The following is a 20,039-nucleotide window of genomic DNA, read 5'->3' as shown; positions in this document are numbered from 1 at the left end:
TTTTGCCTGTGGAAAGCCTGGGGCATCAATGGCTGTCGTTTTCCATCTGCCCCTCAAGCGCGCTGATCGATAGTTGCGCGCATTGGCGTCTATCCAGGTTGCAAAAGCGCCAGGTGCGCGCTGGCAGAGGTGGCTGGGCAAGGGCGAGCAGCAGTTGTTGCTCCATCATGCGATTGGCATCGGGGCCGGAAAACATGAACGTGACAGGCTCGCCCTGCAGCGCTTCGCCGCCATCACCGGGCGTTGCAGGTTTGACCTGAGCGTTCAATGCCGGTGTGTTGTCGTTCGCCGATCTGTTTGGCGACGGGCTGTAGAAGGACTTGTAATTGAAGTTGAGCGTGAGGAAGAACAGCGCTGTCAGAAAGAACGGGAAGCCCACCAGGAACCAGGTGTAGAGATGTTGGCTGGACTCGCTGAGAAACGGCAGTGTGGCCAGGGCAGAGGCTTCGATAATCCCCGCGAAGATAGCAATGATCGTCAGCGGGGCGACAGGTTGTGCTTGGGGCATATGGGCCGTCTCCAGCGAATTTGCCCATCATTACCTTACGGCGATGCTCAACTAAAGACTGGACAGTTTCCCGGGTGAGGAATAATCGCCGGTAACCCTGACAGCCTTGTTTGTTCCTCGTGTTCGAGTTGGATAATTCCTCAGGTAATGGCCGGTTTTCAACTAGTGCGCCTTTGCAGACGGGTGATACCGTTTATTCCGGCAACAGGGAATTTAACTGTTACAACTACAGCAGTTGTGTGTAGGAAATTTCTGTAAGTGCCGTAGGTTTTATCTGCTCATGAATTTCGCCGGCCAATCACCGCGCCAGCAAGCGTTCTGTCGGTTATCTTGGCGGACCAAAGCAAAAACAATGAATGGATATCGCATGAATAAAGTGCTTATCGTAGATGATCATCCGGTCATACGCTTGGCCGTACGCATGCTGATGGAGCGGCATGGGTATGACGTCGTGGCGGAGACCGACAACGGGGTGGCTGCGCTGCAGCTGACGCGGCAACACCTGCCGGATATCGTGGTGCTCGATATCGGTATCCCCAAACTGGATGGCCTGGAGGTGATCGCCCGCATGACGGCCTTCAGCCCGGGTAGCAAGGTGCTGGTGCTGACATCGCAGCCTCCTGGCAACTTTTCGATGCGCTGCATGCAGGCGGGGGCGGCAGGGTATGTGTGCAAGCAACAGGAGCTCACCGAGCTGCTGAGCGCTATCAAGGCGGTATTGTCGGGTTACAGCTACTTCCCCAACCAGGCCCTGCATCCGTCCCGTGGCAGGGGAGGCGGGAGCGAGACGGATATGGTCAACCGCCTCTCGGCGCGCGAGATGACGGTGCTGCAACAACTAGCGCGAGGGCGCTCGAACAAGGAGATTGCCGATAGCATGTTTCTCAGCAACAAGACGGTTAGTACTTACAAGTCGCGCCTGTTGCTCAAGCTCAACGCGCGGTCGCTGGTCGACCTGATCGAGCTGGCGCAACGGCAAGGGTTGAACTGACCGTCAAGGCCGTAAAGCCTCCTGCCAGGAGGCTTTACCAAGGCTGCAGGATCGGGCTACAGATCGTAGTCGAAATCGGCCAACTGCTTCTGCAGGCGCCTTTCTTCCAGCATGTTGTCGATGGTGCGGCGTTTGCTCAGGTTGGTTTTTGCGGTTTCCACCGGCGGTTCCGCTTCATCCTCTGCGGCAACAAAATCATCTTCGATCGAGAGGTCGTCTTTATCGCTACTCATGAGTCGCTCCAAGCCAAGGGGCCATTGGCCGTCCTTATAACCAGAAAGCAGACGCTGGTAAAAAAGATTTTTTCAATCGTCGCAGGTGGTTTTCCGCTATCGACTCAATCGTCGCAGGTCTTGTGCTTGTACTCGCACAAGTCTTCGATCCGGCAACTGCCGCAGCGCGGCTTGCGTGCCTGGCACACATAGCGCCCATGCAGGATGAGCCAGTGGTGTGCGTCGAGCAGGTAGTCCTTCGGTACGAACTTGATCAGCTTTTTCTCCACTTCCAGCACTGTCTTGCCTGGCGCGATGCCGGTGCGGTTGCTGACCCGGAAGATATGGGTATCCACTGCCATCGTCGGTTGGCGGAACGCCGTGTTGAGCACCACGTTGGCGGTCTTGCGGCCCACGCCGGGCAGCGCTTCCAGGGCTTCGCGGGTTTGCGGTACCTGGCTGCCATGGCGCTCGATCAGCAGTCGACAGGCCTCGATGACATTCTTGGCCTTGCTGTTATACAAGCCAATGGTCTTGATGTATTCGCTCAGGCCTTCGACGCCCAAGGCATAGATGGCCTCGGGGGTATTGGCGACCGGGAACAGGCGGGCGGTGGCCTTATTGACGCCGACATCGGTGGACTGCGCGGACAATGTCACGGCGACCAGCAGTTCGAACGGAGTGGTATAGGCCAGTTCGGTCTTCGGGTCGGGATTGTCTTCGTGCAGCCTGCGAAAGATCTCCAGGCGTTTGGCGGCATTCATGAAATCAGCGCTTTCCTTGACGACGTGGTTGGGCGGGGCCCGGACGCAGGCAATTGTACAAGGCCAGCAGCAGTCCGAGCAGTAGCAAGGCGCCGGGGGCCTGGCTGGCCAGGTGCAGGCCGGCACCGTCGGCCAGCCATTGGCGGCTGGCACCGAGCAGCAGGCAGGTGGCAAACAGTGTGCAAAGGTGGCTGGCGAGCAGGCGCCAGCGCCCTTGATCGGGCAGCAGGTGGTCGGTGGCCAGGCATTGCAGGCACAGCAGTGCGGGATAGTGGCCGAGGGCGAGAGCCAGTGGCAGCAGCCAGGCACGCAGGGCCAGTTGCAGGCAACTGGCCAGAGCCGCCAGCAGCAGCAGGCTGGCCAGCAGGCAGGTGCCGGTGGCGAGCCGCTGGCGCAGGGGGGCCAGCAACAGTTGGTGAAGGCTGCTCATCAGCACCGCGCACACACCGATGGTGGCGCCTTCGGCCAGTGTCCGGGTGGCACCCAGCAGGGGCACAAGGCTTGCGCCTAGCAGGTAGAACCTATTCATGCGTGGCGCCCCCCAGCAGCACGCTGCGCTGCTCATCGAAGTAGCTCAGCGCCTCCTGCAATGCGCCGATCACGGCCCGTGAGGTTACGGTCGCGCCGGCCAACTGGTCAAAGTCGCCCTGGTCGCGCTTCAGCGCCCAATGATCGCCAAGCTGGCGGTTGGCAAATTGCCCCAGCCAGTTCAACTGAGCATCACCCAGGCGTGCGCCCAGTCCGGGGCTTTCCTGTTGCTCGACCAGCTGGCTGCCGATCAGCCGGCCGTCCGTGGCGATGGCCACGCTCAGCACGATCGGCCCGGCATAGCCCTGGGTCTGGGTGACCAGGATGATGGCGGCCGGCTTGCCCGCCAGCGTCGCCCGGTAAGCTGCCAGGATAAGGCTGTTTGGCCGCTGTGCGGCGGGCACGGGCAGCGGGCTGTCCAGTGGCTGGTTGTCGTAACTGCCTTTTGGCAGCACCGCCAGCCGCTGGCGGCCATTCAGTTGTTTCTCGGCCTCGGCAATGGCCGTGCTGGTCCAGTGCCGCCAGGCCAGGGTAGCCGAAAGCGCCAGTGCTCCGGTCAGCAGCAGCAGGCCCACATCACGTATCAGGCGCTTCATCGGGCGACCTGCTGGCGCCGCAAGGCCAGGCGCTCAAGGCTCGGCGCCATGAGGTTCATCAGCAGGGTGGCGAACGCCGTACCGTCCGGGTAGCTGCCCCAGGTGCGGATCAGGTAGATCAGCAGGCCCGTTCCCAGGCCGAACCCCAGCTTCGCCCACCCCTGCCGGGGGCCGGACACCGGTTCGGTGGCAATGAAGAACGCCGCCATCATGGTCGAGCCGGAGAACAGGTGTAGCAGAGGGGAACCGTTGGAGTCCGAACCCGAGCCATTCCAGCCCAGCAGGCTGAACAGGAACAGCCCTGCCAGCAAACCAACCGGCGCATGCCAGCTGATGACCTTGCGCTGCAACAGGAACAGGCCGCCCAGCAGGAATGCCAGGTTGACCCATTCGCTGCCTTGCCCACCGATGCTGCCGAAACCCGGGTGGCTGGCGAACAGTTCATCGAGGGTCAGGCTGCGGTTGTGACGCAGGCCGTCGAGCAGTGTCGGCCGGGCCCAGGCATCGATCTGCCCGCTATCGGCGAATACCTGCTGAAGGCTGTCGAGCAGGCCAGGTGCCGGCCCTGGCCAATGGTTCATCTGCAACGGGAAGCTCAGCAGCACGAAGGCGTAGCCGACCATGGCCGGGTTGAACAGGTTGCGCCCGACCCCGCCAAAGGCCTGTTTGCCGATGCCGATGGCAACGCTGGTAGCGATCACCGGCAACCACCACGGCGCCAGGGTGGGCAGGGCGGCAGCCAGCAGCACGGCTGTCACCAGTGCACTGCCGTCGTTCAGCGCCGTGGTCGGCGGTTGTGCTCGCAAGGTGAGTAGCAATGCCTCGCACAACAGCGCGGCACAGGCGCACAGCAACAGGTTCAGTAGCAGACCCCAGCCATGCAGCCAGAACAGCGCCAGCAAGCCAGGCATGCAGGCCAGCAACACCAGGCCCATGGCGCGTAGCCGCGGGTCGGGTTTGGCGGTCATTGGGCGAACAGCCCGTTGAAGCCGGAAAACGCCAGGGCCATGACCCCGACGCCGAGCAGTTCGACAGGCAGGCCGCGCAGTGCCTCGGGGACCTCGGCATGGGCGCTGCGTTGGCGCAGGTCGGCGAGCAGGATCAACGCCAGGCAGAAACCACCGCCGGCCAGCAGGGCTTGCAGCAGCGTAGCGAGCCATGTGCTGTCGTCACTTGCCTGTTGCAGGGCCAGCCCCAGTACTGTCGCGTTGCTCAATAGTAGTGTCGGCAGCCCCACCAGGGGCCAGGCCGGGCGCCACTTGGCCAGCAGCCAGGGCACGCCCCGGCTGAGCAGTGCCAGCCAGGGCAGCAACAGGAACAGGGCAAGGTCGTGGAGCTGTAGCGGGGCAAGTATTCCGCGTATCAGCACCTGTGCGCCGATCATGCCCAAGGCAATGCACAGTGCGCAGGCCAGGCCGTGCACGTGCAGTTGCAGCCTGGAGAGTGGCTGTTGTTGCAGGCACAAGTGATTGACCAGCGCGGCGCTGATCAGGACCAGAAGGTAATCGTTCATGAAATGACGATAGCCGGGAATCGGGGCGATTGTCCGGGTTTGGCATCAAGGTGCTGCAGTCATTGTGGGAGCGGGCACGCCCGCTCCCACAAGGTCCGGCAGGTTGTGTTACTTGATGCGCTGGCCTGGCTTGGCACCGCTGTCCGGGCTCAGCAGGTAGATCTCTTCACCGCCAGGGCCGGCCGCCATGACCATGCCTTCGGACACGCCAAAGCGCATCTTCCGTGGCTTGAGGTTGGCGACCATCATGGTCAGACGGCCTTCCAGTAGGGACGGGTCGGGGTAGGCCGACTTGATGCCGGAGAACACGTTGCGGCGCTCGTCACCGATGTCCAGGGTCAGTTGCAGCAGCTTGTCGGCACCCGGTACGGCTTCGGCCTTGACGATCAGCGCTACGCGCAGGTCGACGGCAGCGAAGGTGTCGAACTCGATTTCCGCCGACAGCGGGTCCTTGGCCAGCTCGCCGTTGCCGGCAGGGGCCTTGGCTTCGGCTGCCAGCAGGTCTTCCTTGCTGGCGGCGACCATGGCTTCGACCTTGGCCGGTTCGATGCGGCTCATCAGCGCCTTGAACGGGTTCAGCTGGTGGTTTTCCAGGCGCGACAGGTGGTCGTTCCAGGTCAGCGGTGCCACGTTGAGGAACGCCTCGGCGTCGGCAGCCAGCACCGGCAGCACCGGCTTGAGGAAGATCACCAGCTGGCGGAACAGGTTGATGCCCTGGGCGCAGATGGCCTGCACTTCATCCTGCTTGCCTTCCTGCTTGGCCAGCGACCACGGGGCCTTGTCGGCGATCCAGGCGTTGGCGCGGTCGGCCAGGGCCATGATTTCGCGCATGGCACGACCGAAATCGCGGCCTTCATAGGCGTCGGCGATCGACGGGGCGGCCGCCAGGAAGGCTTCGGTCAGCTCCGGTGCGGCATCGCCGGCCACCATCACGCCTTCGTTGCCCTTGTGGATGAAACCGGCGCAGCGGCTGGCGATGTTGACCACCTTGCCGACCAGGTCGGAATTGACCTTTTGCACGAAGTCTTCCAGGTTCAGGTCCAGGTCATCGACGCCACGGCCCAGCTTGGCCGCGTAGTAGTAACGCAGGTACTCCGGTTGCAGGTGGTCCAGGTAGGTGCGGGCCTTGATGAAGGTGCCGCGCGACTTGGACATCTTGGCACCGTTCACGGTCAGGTAGCCGTGCACGTTGACCGCGCTCGGCTTGCGGAAGCCGGCGCCTTCAAGCATGGCCGGCCAGAACAGGGCGTGGAAATTGACGATGTCCTTGCCGATGAAGTGGTACAGCTCGGCCTTGGAGCCTTCGCTCCAGAACGCGTCGAAGTCCAGCTCCGGGCGGCGTGCGCAGAGGTTCTTGAAGCTGGCCATGTAGCCGATCGGTGCATCCAGCCACACGTAGAAGTACTTGCCAGGCTCGCCCGGAATCTCGAAGCCGAAGTACGGCGCGTCGCGGGAGATGTCCCATTCCTGCAGGCCCGAATCCAGCCATTCGGCCAGCTTGTTGGCGACTGCGTCCTGCAGGGTGCCGCTACGGGTCCACTGCTGCAGCATGGCCTGGAAGTCCGGCAGCTTGAAGAAGAAGTGCTGGGAATCACGCAGCACCGGGGTGGCACCGGAGATGGCCGACTTGGGGTTCTTCAGCTCGGTGGGCGCGTAGGTGGCGCCGCATTTTTCGCAGTTGTCGCCGTACTGGTCTTCGGCCGCGCACTTGGGGCAGGTGCCCTTGATGAAGCGGTCGGCAAGGAACATGCCCTTTTCCGGGTCGAAGTACTGGGTGACCGAACGGGTGGCGATGTGCCCGGCATCACGCAGGCGCGCGTAGATCAAGCCCGACAGCTCGCGGTTTTCTTCGCTGTGGGTGGAGTGGAAGTTGTCGAAATCCACCAGGAAGTCGGCGAAGTCGCTGCTGTGCTCGGCCTGGACATTGGCGATCAGCTGTTCCGGGGTGATGCCTTCCTTCTCGGCGCGCAGCATGATGGCCGAGCCGTGGGCGTCGTCGGCGCAGACGTAGATGCACTGGTTACCGCGCAGCTTCTGGAAGCGGACCCACATGTCTGTCTGGATGTACTCGAGCATATGGCCAAGGTGGATCGAACCATTGGCATAGGGCAAGGCGCTGGTGACGAGAATCTGGCGTGGCTCGGACATGGTGGCTCGGCTACTTATCTGGCGACGGGGTAAAAATGAGGTTGATCGGTAACTATAAAGGGCTGGCGAAGATATTTCATCCCGCATGCGCATCTGCTGACGATTGACGGGTTAGGATAGGCGTCTGTTTTACATCCAGTTTGCCAATGGGAGTCTCCATGAGTGCCGTCACCCGTGCCGCCGTCGAAGGCGTGCTTCGCCAGTACACCGACCCCTACCTGAACCAGGATCCGGTCAGCGCCGGCTGCGTGCGCGCCATCGATATCCAGGGTGGGCAGGTCAACGTGCAGTTGCAGTTGGGTTATGCCGCAGGGTTGTTCAGGAACGGCTGGGCCCAGGTGCTGCAGACTGCCATCGGCAACCTCGAGGGTGTCAGCAGTGCCCAGGTGACCATCGACTGCGTGGTGGCCGCGCACAAGGCTCAGGCTCAGGTGCCGGCCATGGCCAACGTCAAGAACATCATCGCCGTGGCCTCGGGCAAGGGCGGTGTGGGCAAGTCGACCACCGCGGCCAACCTGGCCCTGGCGCTGGCCCGCGAGGGAGCGCGGGTGGGTATTCTCGATGCCGATATCTATGGCCCCAGCCAGGGCGTGATGTTCGGTATCGCCGAGGGGACGCGCCCGCAGATTCGCGAGCAGAAGTGGTTCGTGCCGATCAAGGCCCATGGCGTGGAAGTCATGTCCATGGCGTTCCTCACCGACGACAACACACCGATGGTCTGGCGTGGTCCGATGGTTTCCGGCGCGCTGTTGCAACTGGTGACCCAGACCGCCTGGGACGACCTGGATTACCTGGTGATCGACATGCCGCCGGGCACCGGTGACATCCAGCTGACCCTGGCGCAGAAGGTGCCGGTGGCCGGTTCGGTGATCGTCACCACCCCGCAGGACCTGGCTCTGCTCGACGCCAGGAAGGGTGTGGAGATGTTCCGCAAGGTCAACATCCCGGTGCTGGGCGTGGTGGAGAACATGGCCGTGCACATCTGCTCGAACTGCGGCCATGCCGAGCACCTGTTCGGCGAAGGCGGTGGCGAGAAGCTGGCGAGCCAGTATGGCGTAGACCTGTTGGCGTCGCTGCCGCTGTCGATGCTGATTCGCGAGCAGGCCGACAATGGCAAGCCGACCGCCATCGCCGAACCGGAAAGCCAGATCGCCATGGTCTATCAGGAGCTGGCCCGTCAGGTAGGGGCGCGGATCGTGCTGCAGGAAGCGGCGGCGCCGGCGATGCCGAGCATTACCATCAGCGAAGACTGATCTGTCAGACCGCGTCGCTCTCTTCGTGGGCTTGCCCGCTCCCACAGGTACAACACAAGCTTCAAACGCTGTGCAGTCCCTGTGGGAGCGGGCAAGCCCGCGAAGCAGGCGACTCGGTCTTTCTGTCAGGCATAAAAAAACCCGCCGGGAGGCGGGTTTTTTTGAAAGCCAGGAAGCTTCGATCGACTTAGGCGATCTGAACTTCTTCAGCCTGCATGCCTTTCTGGCCGCGGGTAGCGACGAAAGTAACAGCCTGGCCTTCTTTCAGGGTTTTGAAGCCGTCAGCTTGGATGGCTTTGAAGTGCACGAACAGGTCATCGCCCGACTGAGGGGTGATGAAGCCGTAGCCTTTCTCATCGTTGAACCACTTAACAACACCGGATTGACGGTTGGACATTTTTCTGTCTCCTTGGACAATTTGATAACGGTCAGGAAAAACCCTGGCCGGGACTGAGCGCAAAGAGAGCAGAAAATTCAGCGATGGGCCGATCAGGATCGTGCATCAAACTAGAGATTCTCGGTGTCACGTGCAGCACAGTGGCGCCACCTTACCCCACTTTCCGCAACCTGCCAATGGTCAGAAGACGCTTTACGCAAATTCGGATCGACGGCGGCTGTAGCCCCCGTCCGGCGCGGGATGAGGCATGGAACTTTAACCTGGGCGCCGGGACCGGTAAGATGCGCGTCTCGAATTTTCACCTCGCATCTCTTCAGGACACCCCGCCATGAGCATCAAATCGGACAAGTGGATTCGCCGCATGGCGCAGGAACACGGCATGATCGAACCGTTCGTCGAGCGCCAGGTGCGCGGCGAACAGGACAGCCGGGTCATCTCCTTCGGCGTCTCCAGCTACGGCTACGACGTGCGCTGCGCCGACGAATTCAAGGTGTTCACCAACATCAACTCGGCCACCGTCGACCCGAAGAACTTCGATGCCGGCAGTTTCGTCGACATCAAGAGCGACGTGTGCATCATCCCGCCGAACTCTTTTGCCCTGGCGCGCACTGTCGAGTATTTCCGTATTCCGCGCGACGTCCTGACCATCTGCCTGGGCAAGAGCACCTACGCCCGCTGCGGCATCATCGTCAACGTCACCCCGCTTGAGCCCGAATGGGAAGGCCATGTGACGCTGGAGTTCTCCAACACCACCACGCTGCCGGCAAAGATCTACGCCAACGAAGGCGTGGCCCAGATGCTGTTTTTGCAGTCCGACGAAGAATGCGAAGTGTCGTACAAGGACCGTGGTGGCAAGTACCAGGGCCAGCGCGGCGTCACCCTGCCGCGTACCTGAGCCGACGAGCGCGGGGAATTCCCCGCGCCTTTGGCACTCCAACTGGATAACGCCGGTACGCATGATGCGTAGCGGCCTTGCCAGGAGCAGCCAATGAAACTCCACCCCGCAATCAGTGCCAAGCTGGCAGGCCTGCAACCCAACCACGTCGGGTTGCTGCCATGGTCCCTGCTGGCACACCCGTTGCCGATGCAGGCGGGCGGCGTGCCCCACCAGCCTGACCCGGACACCCCGCAACCGCCGGAACCGGGCGAAACGCCCCCCATGGAACCAGGCGAGCCGACCCTGCCGGACGAGCCGCCTCCTGCGCCTGTCGCCTGAGCGTCGCTATACGGGCCAGACGCGGTCTGCCCCGGCCAGGTACACCCGGCTGGTGCCCGTGGGCGCGACTTCCCAACCCCCGGTAAACTCACCGAACGCCGGCAGCAGGCTGACCTGGCCATCGATCAGGAAGCAGGGCAGTCGCAGGCGTTGCCGTGCCTTCCCGCGCAGCACGAAAACCGGGTGTACATGGCCCGCCAGGACTGGGTGGCTGGGGTGCGGTTCGGGTTCGTGCTGGAGCGCGAACGGCTCTAGCAGCCAAGGTTCGTTCATGACTTCAATATCGAGCGACACGGGTGGATCACCGGCGTTCCGGTCGTGATTACCGCGGATCAGCACGATGTTCAGTGCTCTGTGACGCGCCCGCCATGCCTGCAGCCTGGCCAGGGTTGCCGGTGCGTGCGCTGCGCGCGCATGCAGGAAATCGCCAAGAATGATCAGTTGCTCGCAATCATGCCTGGCCAGCAAGGCATCCAGGCGGGCGAGTGTCGCTTCGGTGGTCCCGCGTGGTACGGGTTGATGCAGGGCGCGATAGCTTGCGGCCTTGCCGATGTGCACGTCGGCCACCAGCAGGGCACGGCGGGCTGGCCAGTAGATGGCCTTGTCCGAAAGCAGCCAGAGCACCTGGCCATGGTGTTCGATGGATAGCAGGTTGGTCATTGCGTTGCGTCCGCCGCACTGTTCAGCTCCGTGACCATCCTGGCAATGCGGTCCGCCAGTTTCTCGGTGCTCAACGTTTCGCGCATGCCTTCCACCAGCAAGGCAAATGCCAACGGCCCGGGCCGCTCAAGCTGTCGCAGCTGTAGCTGTAACTGGCGCATTTTCAGCAACTGCCGGTGCAGCCGCTCGATCTCCAGTTCCTCATTCAGCACTTCGTCCCGTGCCTGGGCCAACAGCAAGTTGCCGGTATCGTGCTTGCGAAATACCTCATAGAACAGCCCGCTGGAGGCCTGGATCTGCCTCAGGCTTTTCTGCGCTGCCGGATACCCGCCAAATACCAGCCCGGCAATCTGCGCGATTTCGCGAAAACGGCGCAATGCCATTTCTCCTGCATTGAGGCTGGCCAGTACATCGTCCAGCAGATGCTCGGTGCCCAGCGCTTGCGGCAGGTGCGTCGCCCAGTCCACATTGCCCGGGCTGAGCAGTTCGAACCCGTAGTCATTGACGGCAATCGAAACCGAGAGCGGCTGTACGCGGCTTACTCGCCAGGCAATCAGGTTGGCCAGGCCAAGGTTCGCCATGCGCCCGGCGAACGGATACAGGAACAGGTGCCAACCCTGACGCGACTTGAAGGTTTCGGCCAGCAGCGTGCCGGGTGTGGGTAGCGCCGACCACTGCGCCTGCAAGGTCAGCAGGGAGCGTACGGCACGCATCTCCGGGCTTTGAAATTGCCCTTGGGATGCTGCGCCGAGCTGTTCGACCAGTGCGTCGGCCAGTTCGCTGGAGAGCGGCATGCGGCCACCATTCCAGCGTGCAACCGCGGCCTTGCGCGCGGTGCTGCGGCGTACGTACGCGGTCATGTTTTCCACGCGCACCAGTTCCAGCACTCGCCCGGCGAACACCAGGGTATCGCCGGGGCGCAAGCGGGCAATGAACGCCTCTTCGATGCTGCCCAGCGCCTTGCCCCCACCACCCTTGCTCCAGTACTTGAGCTGCAGGCTGGCGTCGCTGACGATGGTTCCGATACTCATGCGGTGGCGACGTGCCAGACGTTCGCTGGCAACCCGGTAAGTGCCGTCGGCCTGGCGCTCGACGCGCTGGTAATCCGGATAGGCGCTTAGTGAGCTGCCGCCATGGCAGACGAAGCCCAGTGCCCACTGCCACTGGCTGTCGCGCAATTCGCGAAAGGCCCAGGTGCTGCGCACTTCGGCCAGCAACTGCTCAGGGTAAAAGCCACTGCCCAAGGCCATGCTGACCAGGTGTTGCACCAGCACATCCATACACAAGCGCGGCGAATGACGGGCCTCGATGCGCCCGGCTGCCAAGGCCTGCCTGGCGGCTGCGGCTTCCACCAGTTCCAGGCTGTGTGTGGGCACCAGGGTCACCCGGGAACGCCGTCCCGGCGCGTGACCGGAGCGCCCGGCCCGTTGCACGAGGCGGGCAATGCCCTTGGCGGAGCCGATTTGCAGTACGCGCTCCACGGGCAGGAAGTCCACCCCCAGGTCGAGGCTGGAGGTGCAGACTACTGCCTTGAGGCTGCCTTGCTTGAGGCTGCGCTCGACCCAGTCGCGAGTATCGCGGGCCAGTGAGGCATGGTGCAAGGCGATCAGCCCGGCCCAGTCGGGGCGTGCTTCGAGCAGGGCCTGATACCACAGTTCAGCCTGCGCCCGAGTGTTGGTGAATACCAGGCAACTGGTGCTGGCATCAATCTCCCGGCTGACCTGGTCGAGCATCTTCAAGCCCATGTGCCCGGCCCAGGGGAAGCGCTCGATGGCGGTTGGCAGCAAGGTATCGACCAGCAGCGGCTTGTCCTGTCGGCCTTGTACCAGCAAGCCGCCTTGCGGCAGCAATACGTCCAGCGCATGTTGAAGATTGCCGAGGGTGGCGGACAGGCCCCAGGTCGGCAGGCCCGGGTGCCAGTGGCGCAGGCGGGCCAGGGCAAGTTGCAGTTGTACCCCGCGCTTGTTGCCCAGCAGTTCGTGCCATTCGTCCACCACTACCAGGCGCAGCGTGGCGAAGTCTTCGCGGGCTTGTGCACGGGTCAACAGCAGCGTCAGGCTTTCAGGGGTAGTGACCAGTACGCTGGGCAGGCGTCGTGCTTGCCGGGCGCGTTCGGCACTGCCGGTGTCGCCGCTGCGAACGCCCACGCTCCACGGCAGGCCCAGGTCGTCCAGCGGCATCTGCAGCGCGCGGGCAGTGTCGGCGGCCAAGGCACGCATGGGGGTGACCCACACCACCTGCAAAGGTGCAGCCTGCCGACCCTGGGCTTGGGCCTTGAAAGCCTGCAGCGCGGCGAGCCACACCGCGTAGGTCTTGCCGGCACCGGTACTGGCATGCAGCAAGCCGGATTCGCCGCGTTTCACGGCGGCCCAGACACGGCGCTGGAAAGCGAAAGGCTTCCAGCCACGCTTGGCGAACCAGGCCTTGGCGAGGTCGGTGGCGGCGGGCATGGGGCATAGGGTCCTTCGGTGGCTGTGTTTCTACAGACAACCCGCCAGTTGCAATGGTTTTACCGGATCAGTTGGCCAGCAGGTAGCCGCTGCGGCACACCTGCTCGCCTGCAACGTGGGCGATGACCATGCCTGCGGTAGCCATGCGCCGTACGTTGCGTGCATACAGCAGGCCTGGCTGGCTGTTGTGAATGGCCGTCACCCGGTCGCTGAGCGGATCGATGACTTCGGCGATCAACTGGCCCGCCTCCAGGTGCTGGCCTGGTCGGGCGTGGTACACCAGCAGCCCGCCCAGTGGTGTTATCACCGGTTCGACAGCGGCCAGCGGCGTGGCCGGGCAGCGCAAGGCGGGCAAGGTGGTCGCGGCCCCTTCGATGACCCCCGCATGGGTCAGGAAGTCGAGAATCGCCTGGCAGTCCTTGCTGGCCAGGTCGTGGCTGACATCTGCCTGGCCACGCAGCTCGACGGTGACCGAGCAGCAGCCCAGCGGAATCGGGAACCGTTTGCCGAAGCGTTGCTGCAACTGCCACCAGACCAGGCTGAAACATTCATCGAACGACTGCCCGCCCGAATCGGTGGCCAGCAGGCTGGCCTGGGCACCCAGGTAGCGGGCCAGCGGTTCGATCTGCGGCCAGGCGTCTGGTGTGGTGTAAAGGTGCTCGACCGCCTCGAAGTCGCAGTGCAGGTCCAGCACCATGTCGGCATCGCAGGCCAGGCGCTGCAGGATCAGGCGTTGGGCCTGCAGCGGTGTGCGCGCAGGGTGGGCATCCAGCCCCCGACGCAGGTATTCGCGGATCAGCGCGAGGTTGTGTGCCGGGTCTTCGGTCAGGTGTTCTTCGATCTGGTCGCCGATACTGTCGGAAAGATCAACGAAGTTGCGGTTGAAGTTCTCGCCGCTTTGCAGTTCGAAACGCCCCAGCGGCGCGTCCAGCAGCACCTGTTCCAGGCCGACGGGGTTGGCCACCGGCACCAGGATGACCTCGCGCTGCAGGCGGCCTTGCTGTTCCAGTTCACCCAGGCGGCGCTTGAGGTGCCAAGCCACCAGCATCCCAGGCAGTTCGTCGGCATGTAGCGAAGCCTGGATATAGACTTTGCCGCCACCGCGGGGTCCGAAGTGGAAGCTGTGCAGCTGGCGGGTGATGCCCGGAACAGGGGAGAGCAGGTCATGGGTCGAGTGGTGCATGATGGTCCTGGGTGCGTGGCGAAAACGGTCTGCGACACAGTCGGCACAAAGATGGAAGCACAGTTTTCGGGCTTGCGCCTCTTTCATTGTGCTCCGATTACCCCGCCGGCTTCTTCGCGGGCGCGCCCGCTCCCACAAGAAACCTTACAATCCTTGGGGCCTGTGACGAACCTGTGGGAGCGGGCGAGCCCGCGAAAAAGCCAACGCGGTATCGAAATGGTTTCAGGCCAGCAGCGCCTGCAATGTCGCCAGGTCATCCGCTTCTTCCACCGGCTTGTCCAGCCGCCAGCGCAGCATCCGCGGAAAGCGCACGGCAATCCCGCTCTTGTGCCTCCGGGACAGGGCGATGCCCTCGAAGCCAAGCTCGAACACCAGCGTCGGCGTCACGCTGCGTACCGGCCCGAAGGTTTCAACCGTGGTCTTGCGGATGATGGCGTCGACCTTGCGCATCTCTTCGTCACTGAGCCCTGAATAGGCCTTGGCAAAGGGGACCAGGGCCCGCCCCGGGGTACCGGCTGGCGCGTCCCACACGGCAAAGGTGTAGTCACTGTACAGGCTGGCCCGGCGGCCGTGGCCGCGCTGGGCATAGATCAGTACGGCATCGACGCTGAACGGGTCGATCTTCCACTTCCACCAGGTGCCCATGTCTTTGGTCCGGCCTACGCCATACAAGGCCTCGCGCTGCTTCAGCATCAAGCCTTCCACCCCCAGGGCGCGTGACTGTTCGCGCTGGCGGGCAAGGTCGGACCAGTCCGGGCCTGCGAGCAGGGGCGAGAGCAGCACCGGGGCCAATGGGTGTTCTTCAAGCACACGTTCCAGCTGCCGACGGCGCGCGTGCTGCGGCCGGCTGCGCCAGTCCTCGCCTTGCCATTCCAGCAGGTCGTAGGCTTGCAGGACCACTGGCGCATCGCTCAGCAGCTTCTTGCCCAGGGTTTTGCGACCCAGGCGTTGCTGCAACAGGGCAAAGGGCTGTACCGCCAGTTCATCCGCCGAACTGCCCGGTTTCCACACCAGGATCTCGCCATCGAGCACGACCCCGTCGGGGAGTAGCTGCGCCAGGCTGTGCAGTTCGGGAAAGCGCTCGGTGACCAGTTCCTCACCGCGCGACCAGACCCACAGCTGGCCTTCGCGCTTGACCACCTGGGCGCGAATGCCGTCCCATTTCCACTCGATTTGCCATTCGCTCGGCGGCCCGAGCAGTGCATCTAGCTGCTCGGTTGGCACCTGCAGGGGGTGGGCCAGAAAAAACGGGTAGGGCTGGCCGCCACGCTGGCTATGTTCATCGTCTGTTTCCGGGGCTATCAGCCGCTGATAGCTGCCTGCCGTCGGGCGGTGGCTGATGTCGGTGTAGCCAACCAGGCGCTGGGCCACGCGTTTGGCATCCAGCCCGGCCAGTTGCGCGAGGGCGCGAGTGACCAGCAGCTTCGATACGCCCACGCGAAAGCTGCCAGTGATGAGTTTGAGGCAGAGCATCAGGCTGGGGCGGTCCAGCTGTGCCCAAAGGGGCGGCAGGCGTTGCTGGATCTCTTCGGCCGGCAGGCTCCGCAATGGCAGTAGATGGGCTTCAACCCAGCGGGCGAGGCCTTCGTCGCCAGGGTTGTGGCTTTCCGGTACCAGCAGGGAAATGGTTTCGGCCAGGTCGCCAACGGCCTGGTAGCATTCCTCGAACAGCCAGTCAGGCAGCCCCGCCAGGCTACCGGCCAGCTCCCGCAGCACACGGGTAGGCACCAGTTGGCGAGGGCGGCCACCGGCCAGGAAGTACACCGCCCAGGCAGCATCCACAGCCGGGGCGGTGCTGAAGTAGTCGCGCAGCGCCTTGAGCTTTGCAGTGCTGGAAGTGGTCGCATCCAGCCTCAGGTACAGCTCGGCGAATGCTTTCATGCGTCTGGCTCCGCTGCTACAACATCATCTTCGTCGCCGTACTCGGTCACGAAGGCGCGGGCATCGAGGCCTTGTTCGATGAGGTAGCGCACCAGCACATTGACCGAGCCATGGGTGACCATCACGCGCTCTGCGCCAGTCTGGCCGATTGCCCAGAGCAACCCCGGCCAATCGGCATGGTCCGAAAGCACGAAACCGCGGTCCACCCCACGCCGGCGGCGGGTGCCGCGCAACAGCATCCAGCCACTGGCAAAGGCATCGCTGTAGTCGCCGAAACGGCGCATCCAGCTGCTGCCACCCGCCGAAGGCGGTGCCAGCACCAGCGCCTGGCGCAGCAGCGGGTCGTTGCGTGGGATATCGCCGACATAGCGGGTTTGCGGAAGGTAGATGCCAGCGTCCCGGTACACCCGGTTGAGTGGTTCGACAGCGCCATGCACGAGCACAGGACCAATGTTGGCGTCCACCCCGTGGAGGATTCGCTGGGCCTTGCCGAAGGCATAGCAGAACAGCACGCTGGCTTTGTCCTGTTCGCAATTGGCGCGCCACCAGGCATTGATGTCGGTAAAGATCTCGCCCTGGCTGGGCCAACGGTAGATGGGCAGGCCGAAGGTCGATTCGCTGATGAAGGTGTGGCAGCGCACCGGTTCGAACGGCGTGCAGGTGCCGTCGGGCTCCACTTTGTAATCGCCGGAGGCGACCCAGACCTCGCCCTGGTACTCCAGGCGCACTTGCGCCGAGCCCAGTACATGCCCGGCCGGGTGCAGGCTCAGGGTTACGCCATGGTGCAGCAGGCGTTCGCCATACGGCAGGGTTTGCAGGGCGATGTCCTGGCCCAGGCGGCTGCGCAGGATGCCGGCTCCTGGGGCGGCGGTGAGGTAATGGCGGTTGCCGATGCGGGCATGGTCGCCGTGACCATGGGTGATGACGGCACGCTCCACTGGCCGCCAAGGGTCGATGTAGAAATCACCGGGCGGGCAGTACAGGCCTTCGGGGCGGGCGATGACGAGGTCCATGGGCTTTGTGCACTGATTGGGTTACCAGTTAGGAGCCGTGGCGGAGGAGAGAAGTTCGGACGGGTTGGAGCTGGCAGGTGCCGGGCTGGCAACTGGCAGCGCCTGTGAGATCGAGCGCCGCGCGGGCGGCGCTCGATCTCACAGGCGCTGAACAAGGTCCGATCAAGCACCTCTCAGCCTCCCCGATACATCTCCTATCGCCCAGGCACCAACGTCAGACGCTGGTTGCCATACGCCCGCCCGAAGTTCTGCTGCTGCAGTGGCAGGCTCATGAAGCGCCCTTTGAACCAGGCATCCAGCCCGTCGCTGTAATGCGTGCTGGCCGGGTTGCCGGACTGGCCGCTGCTGGTCAGCACCTGCAACGGTTCGGCCTGGCTGAAGTCGACGATCATCCGTGCCGAGGCCGGCAGGCGGGTGTCGAAGTCGCTGCCCCAGGCGTATGGCGTCAGGGCCAGGGTGGTGAAGTCACCACCGGCAGCCAGCGGCGAGCGGCTGAGGGCATCGCCCAGGCCATGGTAGGCCGGTGCCGGCCAGCGGTACTGGTGCAGCTTGCCCCACTGCCAGGCGCGGCGGTCGGCACCCAGTTGCGCGGTGCCAGCATCCACCGCCCCAGCCAGGCTGCGGGCCAGAATGGCCGGCTTGTCTTCTTTCTGCGGGGTGCTGCGGTCATCCCAGAACGGGCTGTCGTCGCGGCCCAGCAGGTGGTCGGCCTGCGCCGAGAACGACAACCGTGCATTGCTGACGAAAGCCTGCCAGGCCGCGCCGGATTCCGGGCCCAGGTCATCGAGGAAGGTTTGCCGGGCCACTTCCTGGAGGAACAGTTCGTACAGCGCGGCATCGCTCGACACCGGGCTCAGGCGGCCATCGAAGGCCTTGAGCCGGGCCAGTGCGTCGCGGGCCTTGTCGCGCTGTGTGGCGGGCAGGGCATCGATCGCCTGCTTGAGCGGCTGGGCCATGCCCGGGGCGTCGAACATCTGCTTGAGCTTGTCGGCCAGCAGGGTGGTCTGGTCGTTCTGCAGGGCCATCAGGCTGCGGCTGTCGTGGCGGCCATTGCCGGCCAGCTGGGCCAGGCGTTCGGCGCGCTCGGGGTAGTACCAGGTGCTGGACAGCTGCATGCCATAACCGCGCGGCAGGCTGCGCTGGTTGGCGTGGCCGATCCAGCCGGCGGGCGGGTCCTGGTCGTAAGGGTGCAGCATCGGGTCGGCATAGCCGTCCCAGTCGTAGCGCCCGTCCCAGCCCGGCGAGGGCAGCAGGCCCTGGCCTTCGCGGCGGTTGGGGTAGCGGCCACTGACTTGCCAGCCGATGTGTTCGGGCTCGGCGAAGACGAAGTTGAGGGCGGCAGCGGTCACTTCACGGGTGCTGTCGAAGGCACGCTCCACGCTCTTGGCACGGGTCAGGTCGAACAGCGCATCCAGGCTGCGGTCGCCCTTGAACTGCGGCAGGTTCAGCGCCAGGCCCAGGCTGGCATTGCCTGGCTGGGCCAGCAGGGTGCCATGGCGGGTGTCGTACATCACCTCGCGCAGCGGGCGCTGGCCGCGGACGAAGAAGGTTTCGCTACGGGCACGGGCGGGCAGCCATTTGCCGTCGGCCAAGTAGCTCAGCTGGCTGCCCTGCTGGCGCAGTTGCTCCAGGTACAGGTCCTGGTTGTCGGCCATGACCGCGCTGCTGCTCCAGGCCAGCTTGCCGTTATAGCCGGCCAGTACGATCGGCAGGCCGGGCAACGACAGGCCGGCGACCTGGTACTTGCCGGTGTGGATCTGCACCGGGCTCAGGGCCCAGGCGGCCCGGCTGTCGCTGGCCAGCAGGCTCTTGCCGCTGCGGCTGCGCTGCGGCGCCAGGGCCAGGTTGGCCGAGCCCGGGCTGCCCAGCAGGTCGAGGTCGGCCAGCTTCTGGCTGGCAGCTGCCAGCGCCGGTAGCCCCGGCAACTGGCTGGCCAGGTTCAAGCCCTTGAGCTTGTCCACTTCGGCTTCGGCCAGCGGCTCGTCCGGGGCTCCGGGCAGCAGCCAGGCCAGCTTGTCGCTGCCGGCTTTCTGCGCCAGGGTCAGGGCAGTCAGTTCTTCCTGCAGGTTCACCGACTGGCTGAAGGCATACAGGCTGAAGATCAGCGCCGAGTCTTCGGGCTTCCAGTATTCGGGACGGTAGCCACTGCCGGCCAGGCTGGCTGGCAGCTTGTCGCGGTAGCGGAAGAGGTAGGCGTTGACCCCGCGTGCATACACTTCGAAGAAGCGCTTGAGCCGTGGCGAGGCGTCGGCGTATTGCTGGGCGGCGCTCTGCTTGAGGTTGGCCGCGCGCATCAGGCGGTCGATGTCCAGCGCGTCGCTGCCGGCCAGTTCTGCCAGGCGGCCCTGGGCCAGCAGGCGCATGGCGACCATCTGCTCGATGCGGTCGCCGGCGTGCACATAGCCCAGGCTGAACAGGGCGTCATGGAAGCTGCTGCTTTCGATCAGTGGTGCGCCCATCGCGTTGCGCCGAACCGAAACGTTCTGCGCGAGGCCCTTGAGCGGCTGCACGCCGCTGGTCGGTGGCACGCTGTCCTGATAGCCGCCCGTCTGGCAGCCGGCCAGCCCGAGCATGCCGAGCAGCGTGGCAGCGGTTGCGAACCGCAGGCGGAATGGAGGAAAGGCGGGGGCGGCCATGACAAGGGCTCCTGCAAGGCGTGGCGGGTATGGAAAGGCGCTAAGGTAGTGAGCGCGCAGGCGCCGTGCAAGGTCCCTGGGCGGTTTATT

General features: G+C 64.1%; 19 protein-coding genes. 4 read left to right on the top strand and 15 right to left on the bottom strand.

Translation table 11 applies throughout. The annotated features are described in order from the left end of the window. Positions 1-25: 25 nt before the first annotated feature. Complete coding sequence (locus QIY50_04840) at positions 26-508, bottom strand: hypothetical protein (GenBank protein ID WGV21573.1); 483 nt, start codon at positions 506-508, stop codon at positions 26-28. A 367-nt stretch (positions 509-875) separates the two neighbouring features. Between QIY50_04840 and QIY50_04835 the strand changes: the two genes are divergently transcribed. Then, positions 876-1,499, top strand: a complete 624-nt coding sequence (locus tag QIY50_04835) for a response regulator transcription factor (protein WGV21572.1) — start codon at positions 876-878, stop codon at positions 1,497-1,499. 56 nt (positions 1,500-1,555) lie between these two features. On the opposite strand, the gene QIY50_04830 is transcribed toward QIY50_04835, so the two are convergent. The 7 genes from QIY50_04830 to metG form a co-directional block, all read right to left on the bottom strand. Continuing rightward, a complete protein-coding gene (locus tag QIY50_04830; protein WGV21571.1) occupies positions 1,556-1,732 on the bottom strand; it encodes a hypothetical protein in 177 nt (58 codons plus the stop codon). Positions 1,733-1,836: 104 nt separating this feature from the next. Next, positions 1,837-2,475: an endonuclease III gene (gene nth, locus QIY50_04825; protein ID WGV21570.1), complete on the bottom strand. Its 639-nt coding sequence runs from the start codon at positions 2,473-2,475 to the stop codon at positions 1,837-1,839. Between the two features lie 4 nt (positions 2,476-2,479). Continuing rightward, positions 2,480-3,004: an NADH:quinone oxidoreductase gene (locus QIY50_04820; GenBank protein WGV21569.1), complete on the bottom strand. Its 525-nt coding sequence runs from the start codon at positions 3,002-3,004 to the stop codon at positions 2,480-2,482. After that, on the bottom strand, positions 2,997-3,599 hold the full coding sequence (locus QIY50_04815; GenBank protein WGV21568.1) for an RnfABCDGE type electron transport complex subunit G: 603 nt from the start codon (positions 3,597-3,599) through the stop codon (positions 2,997-2,999). The genes QIY50_04820 and QIY50_04815 overlap by 8 nt, the downstream gene beginning before the upstream one ends. Continuing rightward, positions 3,596-4,567 (bottom strand): RnfABCDGE type electron transport complex subunit D, encoded by a 972-nt coding sequence (locus QIY50_04810; protein WGV21567.1) that lies wholly within the window; start codon positions 4,565-4,567, stop codon positions 3,596-3,598. The genes QIY50_04815 and QIY50_04810 overlap by 4 nt, the downstream gene beginning before the upstream one ends. Continuing rightward, positions 4,564-5,112 (bottom strand): Rnf-Nqr domain containing protein, encoded by a 549-nt coding sequence (locus tag QIY50_04805; GenBank protein ID WGV21566.1) that lies wholly within the window; start codon positions 5,110-5,112, stop codon positions 4,564-4,566. Before QIY50_04805 ends, QIY50_04810 begins: the two co-directional genes overlap by 4 nt. A 108-nt stretch (positions 5,113-5,220) precedes the next feature. Then, the gene (gene metG, locus QIY50_04800) at positions 5,221-7,260 is read right to left on the bottom strand and encodes a methionine--tRNA ligase (protein WGV21565.1); all 2,040 of its coding nucleotides are present in this window, start codon (positions 7,258-7,260) and stop codon (positions 5,221-5,223) included. A gap of 158 nt (positions 7,261-7,418) precedes the next feature. On the opposite strand from metG, the gene apbC reads away from it, so the two are divergent. Continuing rightward, entirely contained in the window at positions 7,419-8,513 is a 1,095-nt protein-coding gene (gene apbC / locus QIY50_04795; protein ID WGV21564.1) for an iron-sulfur cluster carrier protein ApbC, read from the top strand. A gap of 187 nt (positions 8,514-8,700) precedes the next feature. Here apbC and QIY50_04790 read toward each other — a convergent pair whose 3' ends face one another. After that, a complete protein-coding gene (locus QIY50_04790; GenBank protein ID WGV21563.1) occupies positions 8,701-8,910 on the bottom strand; it encodes a cold-shock protein in 210 nt (69 codons plus the stop codon). 328 nt (positions 8,911-9,238) lie between these two features. Between QIY50_04790 and dcd the strand changes: the two genes are divergently transcribed. Together dcd and QIY50_04780 are read left to right on the top strand one after the other, a co-directional pair. Then, positions 9,239-9,805 (top strand): dCTP deaminase, encoded by a 567-nt coding sequence (gene dcd, locus QIY50_04785; protein ID WGV21562.1) that lies wholly within the window; start codon positions 9,239-9,241, stop codon positions 9,803-9,805. A gap of 93 nt (positions 9,806-9,898) precedes the next feature. Beyond that, on the top strand, positions 9,899-10,126 hold the full coding sequence (locus QIY50_04780) for a hypothetical protein (protein WGV21561.1): 228 nt from the start codon (positions 9,899-9,901) through the stop codon (positions 10,124-10,126). Between the two features lie 6 nt (positions 10,127-10,132). Here the strand turns inward: QIY50_04780 and pdeM are convergent, their stop codons facing one another. The 6 genes from pdeM to QIY50_04750 all read right to left on the bottom strand — a co-directional run bounded on the left by pdeM (position 10,133) and on the right by QIY50_04750 (position 19,949). After that, entirely contained in the window at positions 10,133-10,786 is a 654-nt protein-coding gene (gene pdeM, locus QIY50_04775; GenBank protein WGV21560.1) for a ligase-associated DNA damage response endonuclease PdeM, read from the bottom strand. Beyond that, the gene (locus QIY50_04770) at positions 10,783-13,236 is read right to left on the bottom strand and encodes a ligase-associated DNA damage response DEXH box helicase (GenBank protein ID WGV21559.1); all 2,454 of its coding nucleotides are present in this window, start codon (positions 13,234-13,236) and stop codon (positions 10,783-10,785) included. Before QIY50_04770 ends, pdeM begins: the two co-directional genes overlap by 4 nt. Positions 13,237-13,303: 67 nt before the next feature. Beyond that, positions 13,304-14,419, bottom strand: a complete 1,116-nt coding sequence (locus QIY50_04765) for a M14 family metallopeptidase (protein WGV21558.1) — start codon at positions 14,417-14,419, stop codon at positions 13,304-13,306. A gap of 222 nt (positions 14,420-14,641) precedes the next feature. Beyond that, positions 14,642-16,300: an ATP-dependent DNA ligase gene (locus QIY50_04760; GenBank protein ID WGV21557.1), complete on the bottom strand. Its 1,659-nt coding sequence runs from the start codon at positions 16,298-16,300 to the stop codon at positions 14,642-14,644. Then, a complete protein-coding gene (locus QIY50_04755; protein WGV21556.1) occupies positions 16,297-17,313 on the bottom strand; it encodes a ligase-associated DNA damage response exonuclease in 1,017 nt (338 codons plus the stop codon). Before QIY50_04755 ends, QIY50_04760 begins: the two co-directional genes overlap by 4 nt. Before the next feature lie 194 nt (positions 17,314-17,507). After that, positions 17,508-19,949 (bottom strand): penicillin acylase family protein, encoded by a 2,442-nt coding sequence (locus QIY50_04750; GenBank protein ID WGV21555.1) that lies wholly within the window; start codon positions 19,947-19,949, stop codon positions 17,508-17,510. Positions 19,950-20,039: the final 90 nt, after the last annotated feature.

It is taken from the genome of Pseudomonas putida, assembly GCA_029953615.1.
Taxonomy (GTDB): Bacteria; Pseudomonadota; Gammaproteobacteria; order Pseudomonadales; family Pseudomonadaceae; genus Aquipseudomonas.
This window is presented reverse-complemented; position numbering and strand designations above follow the sequence as displayed.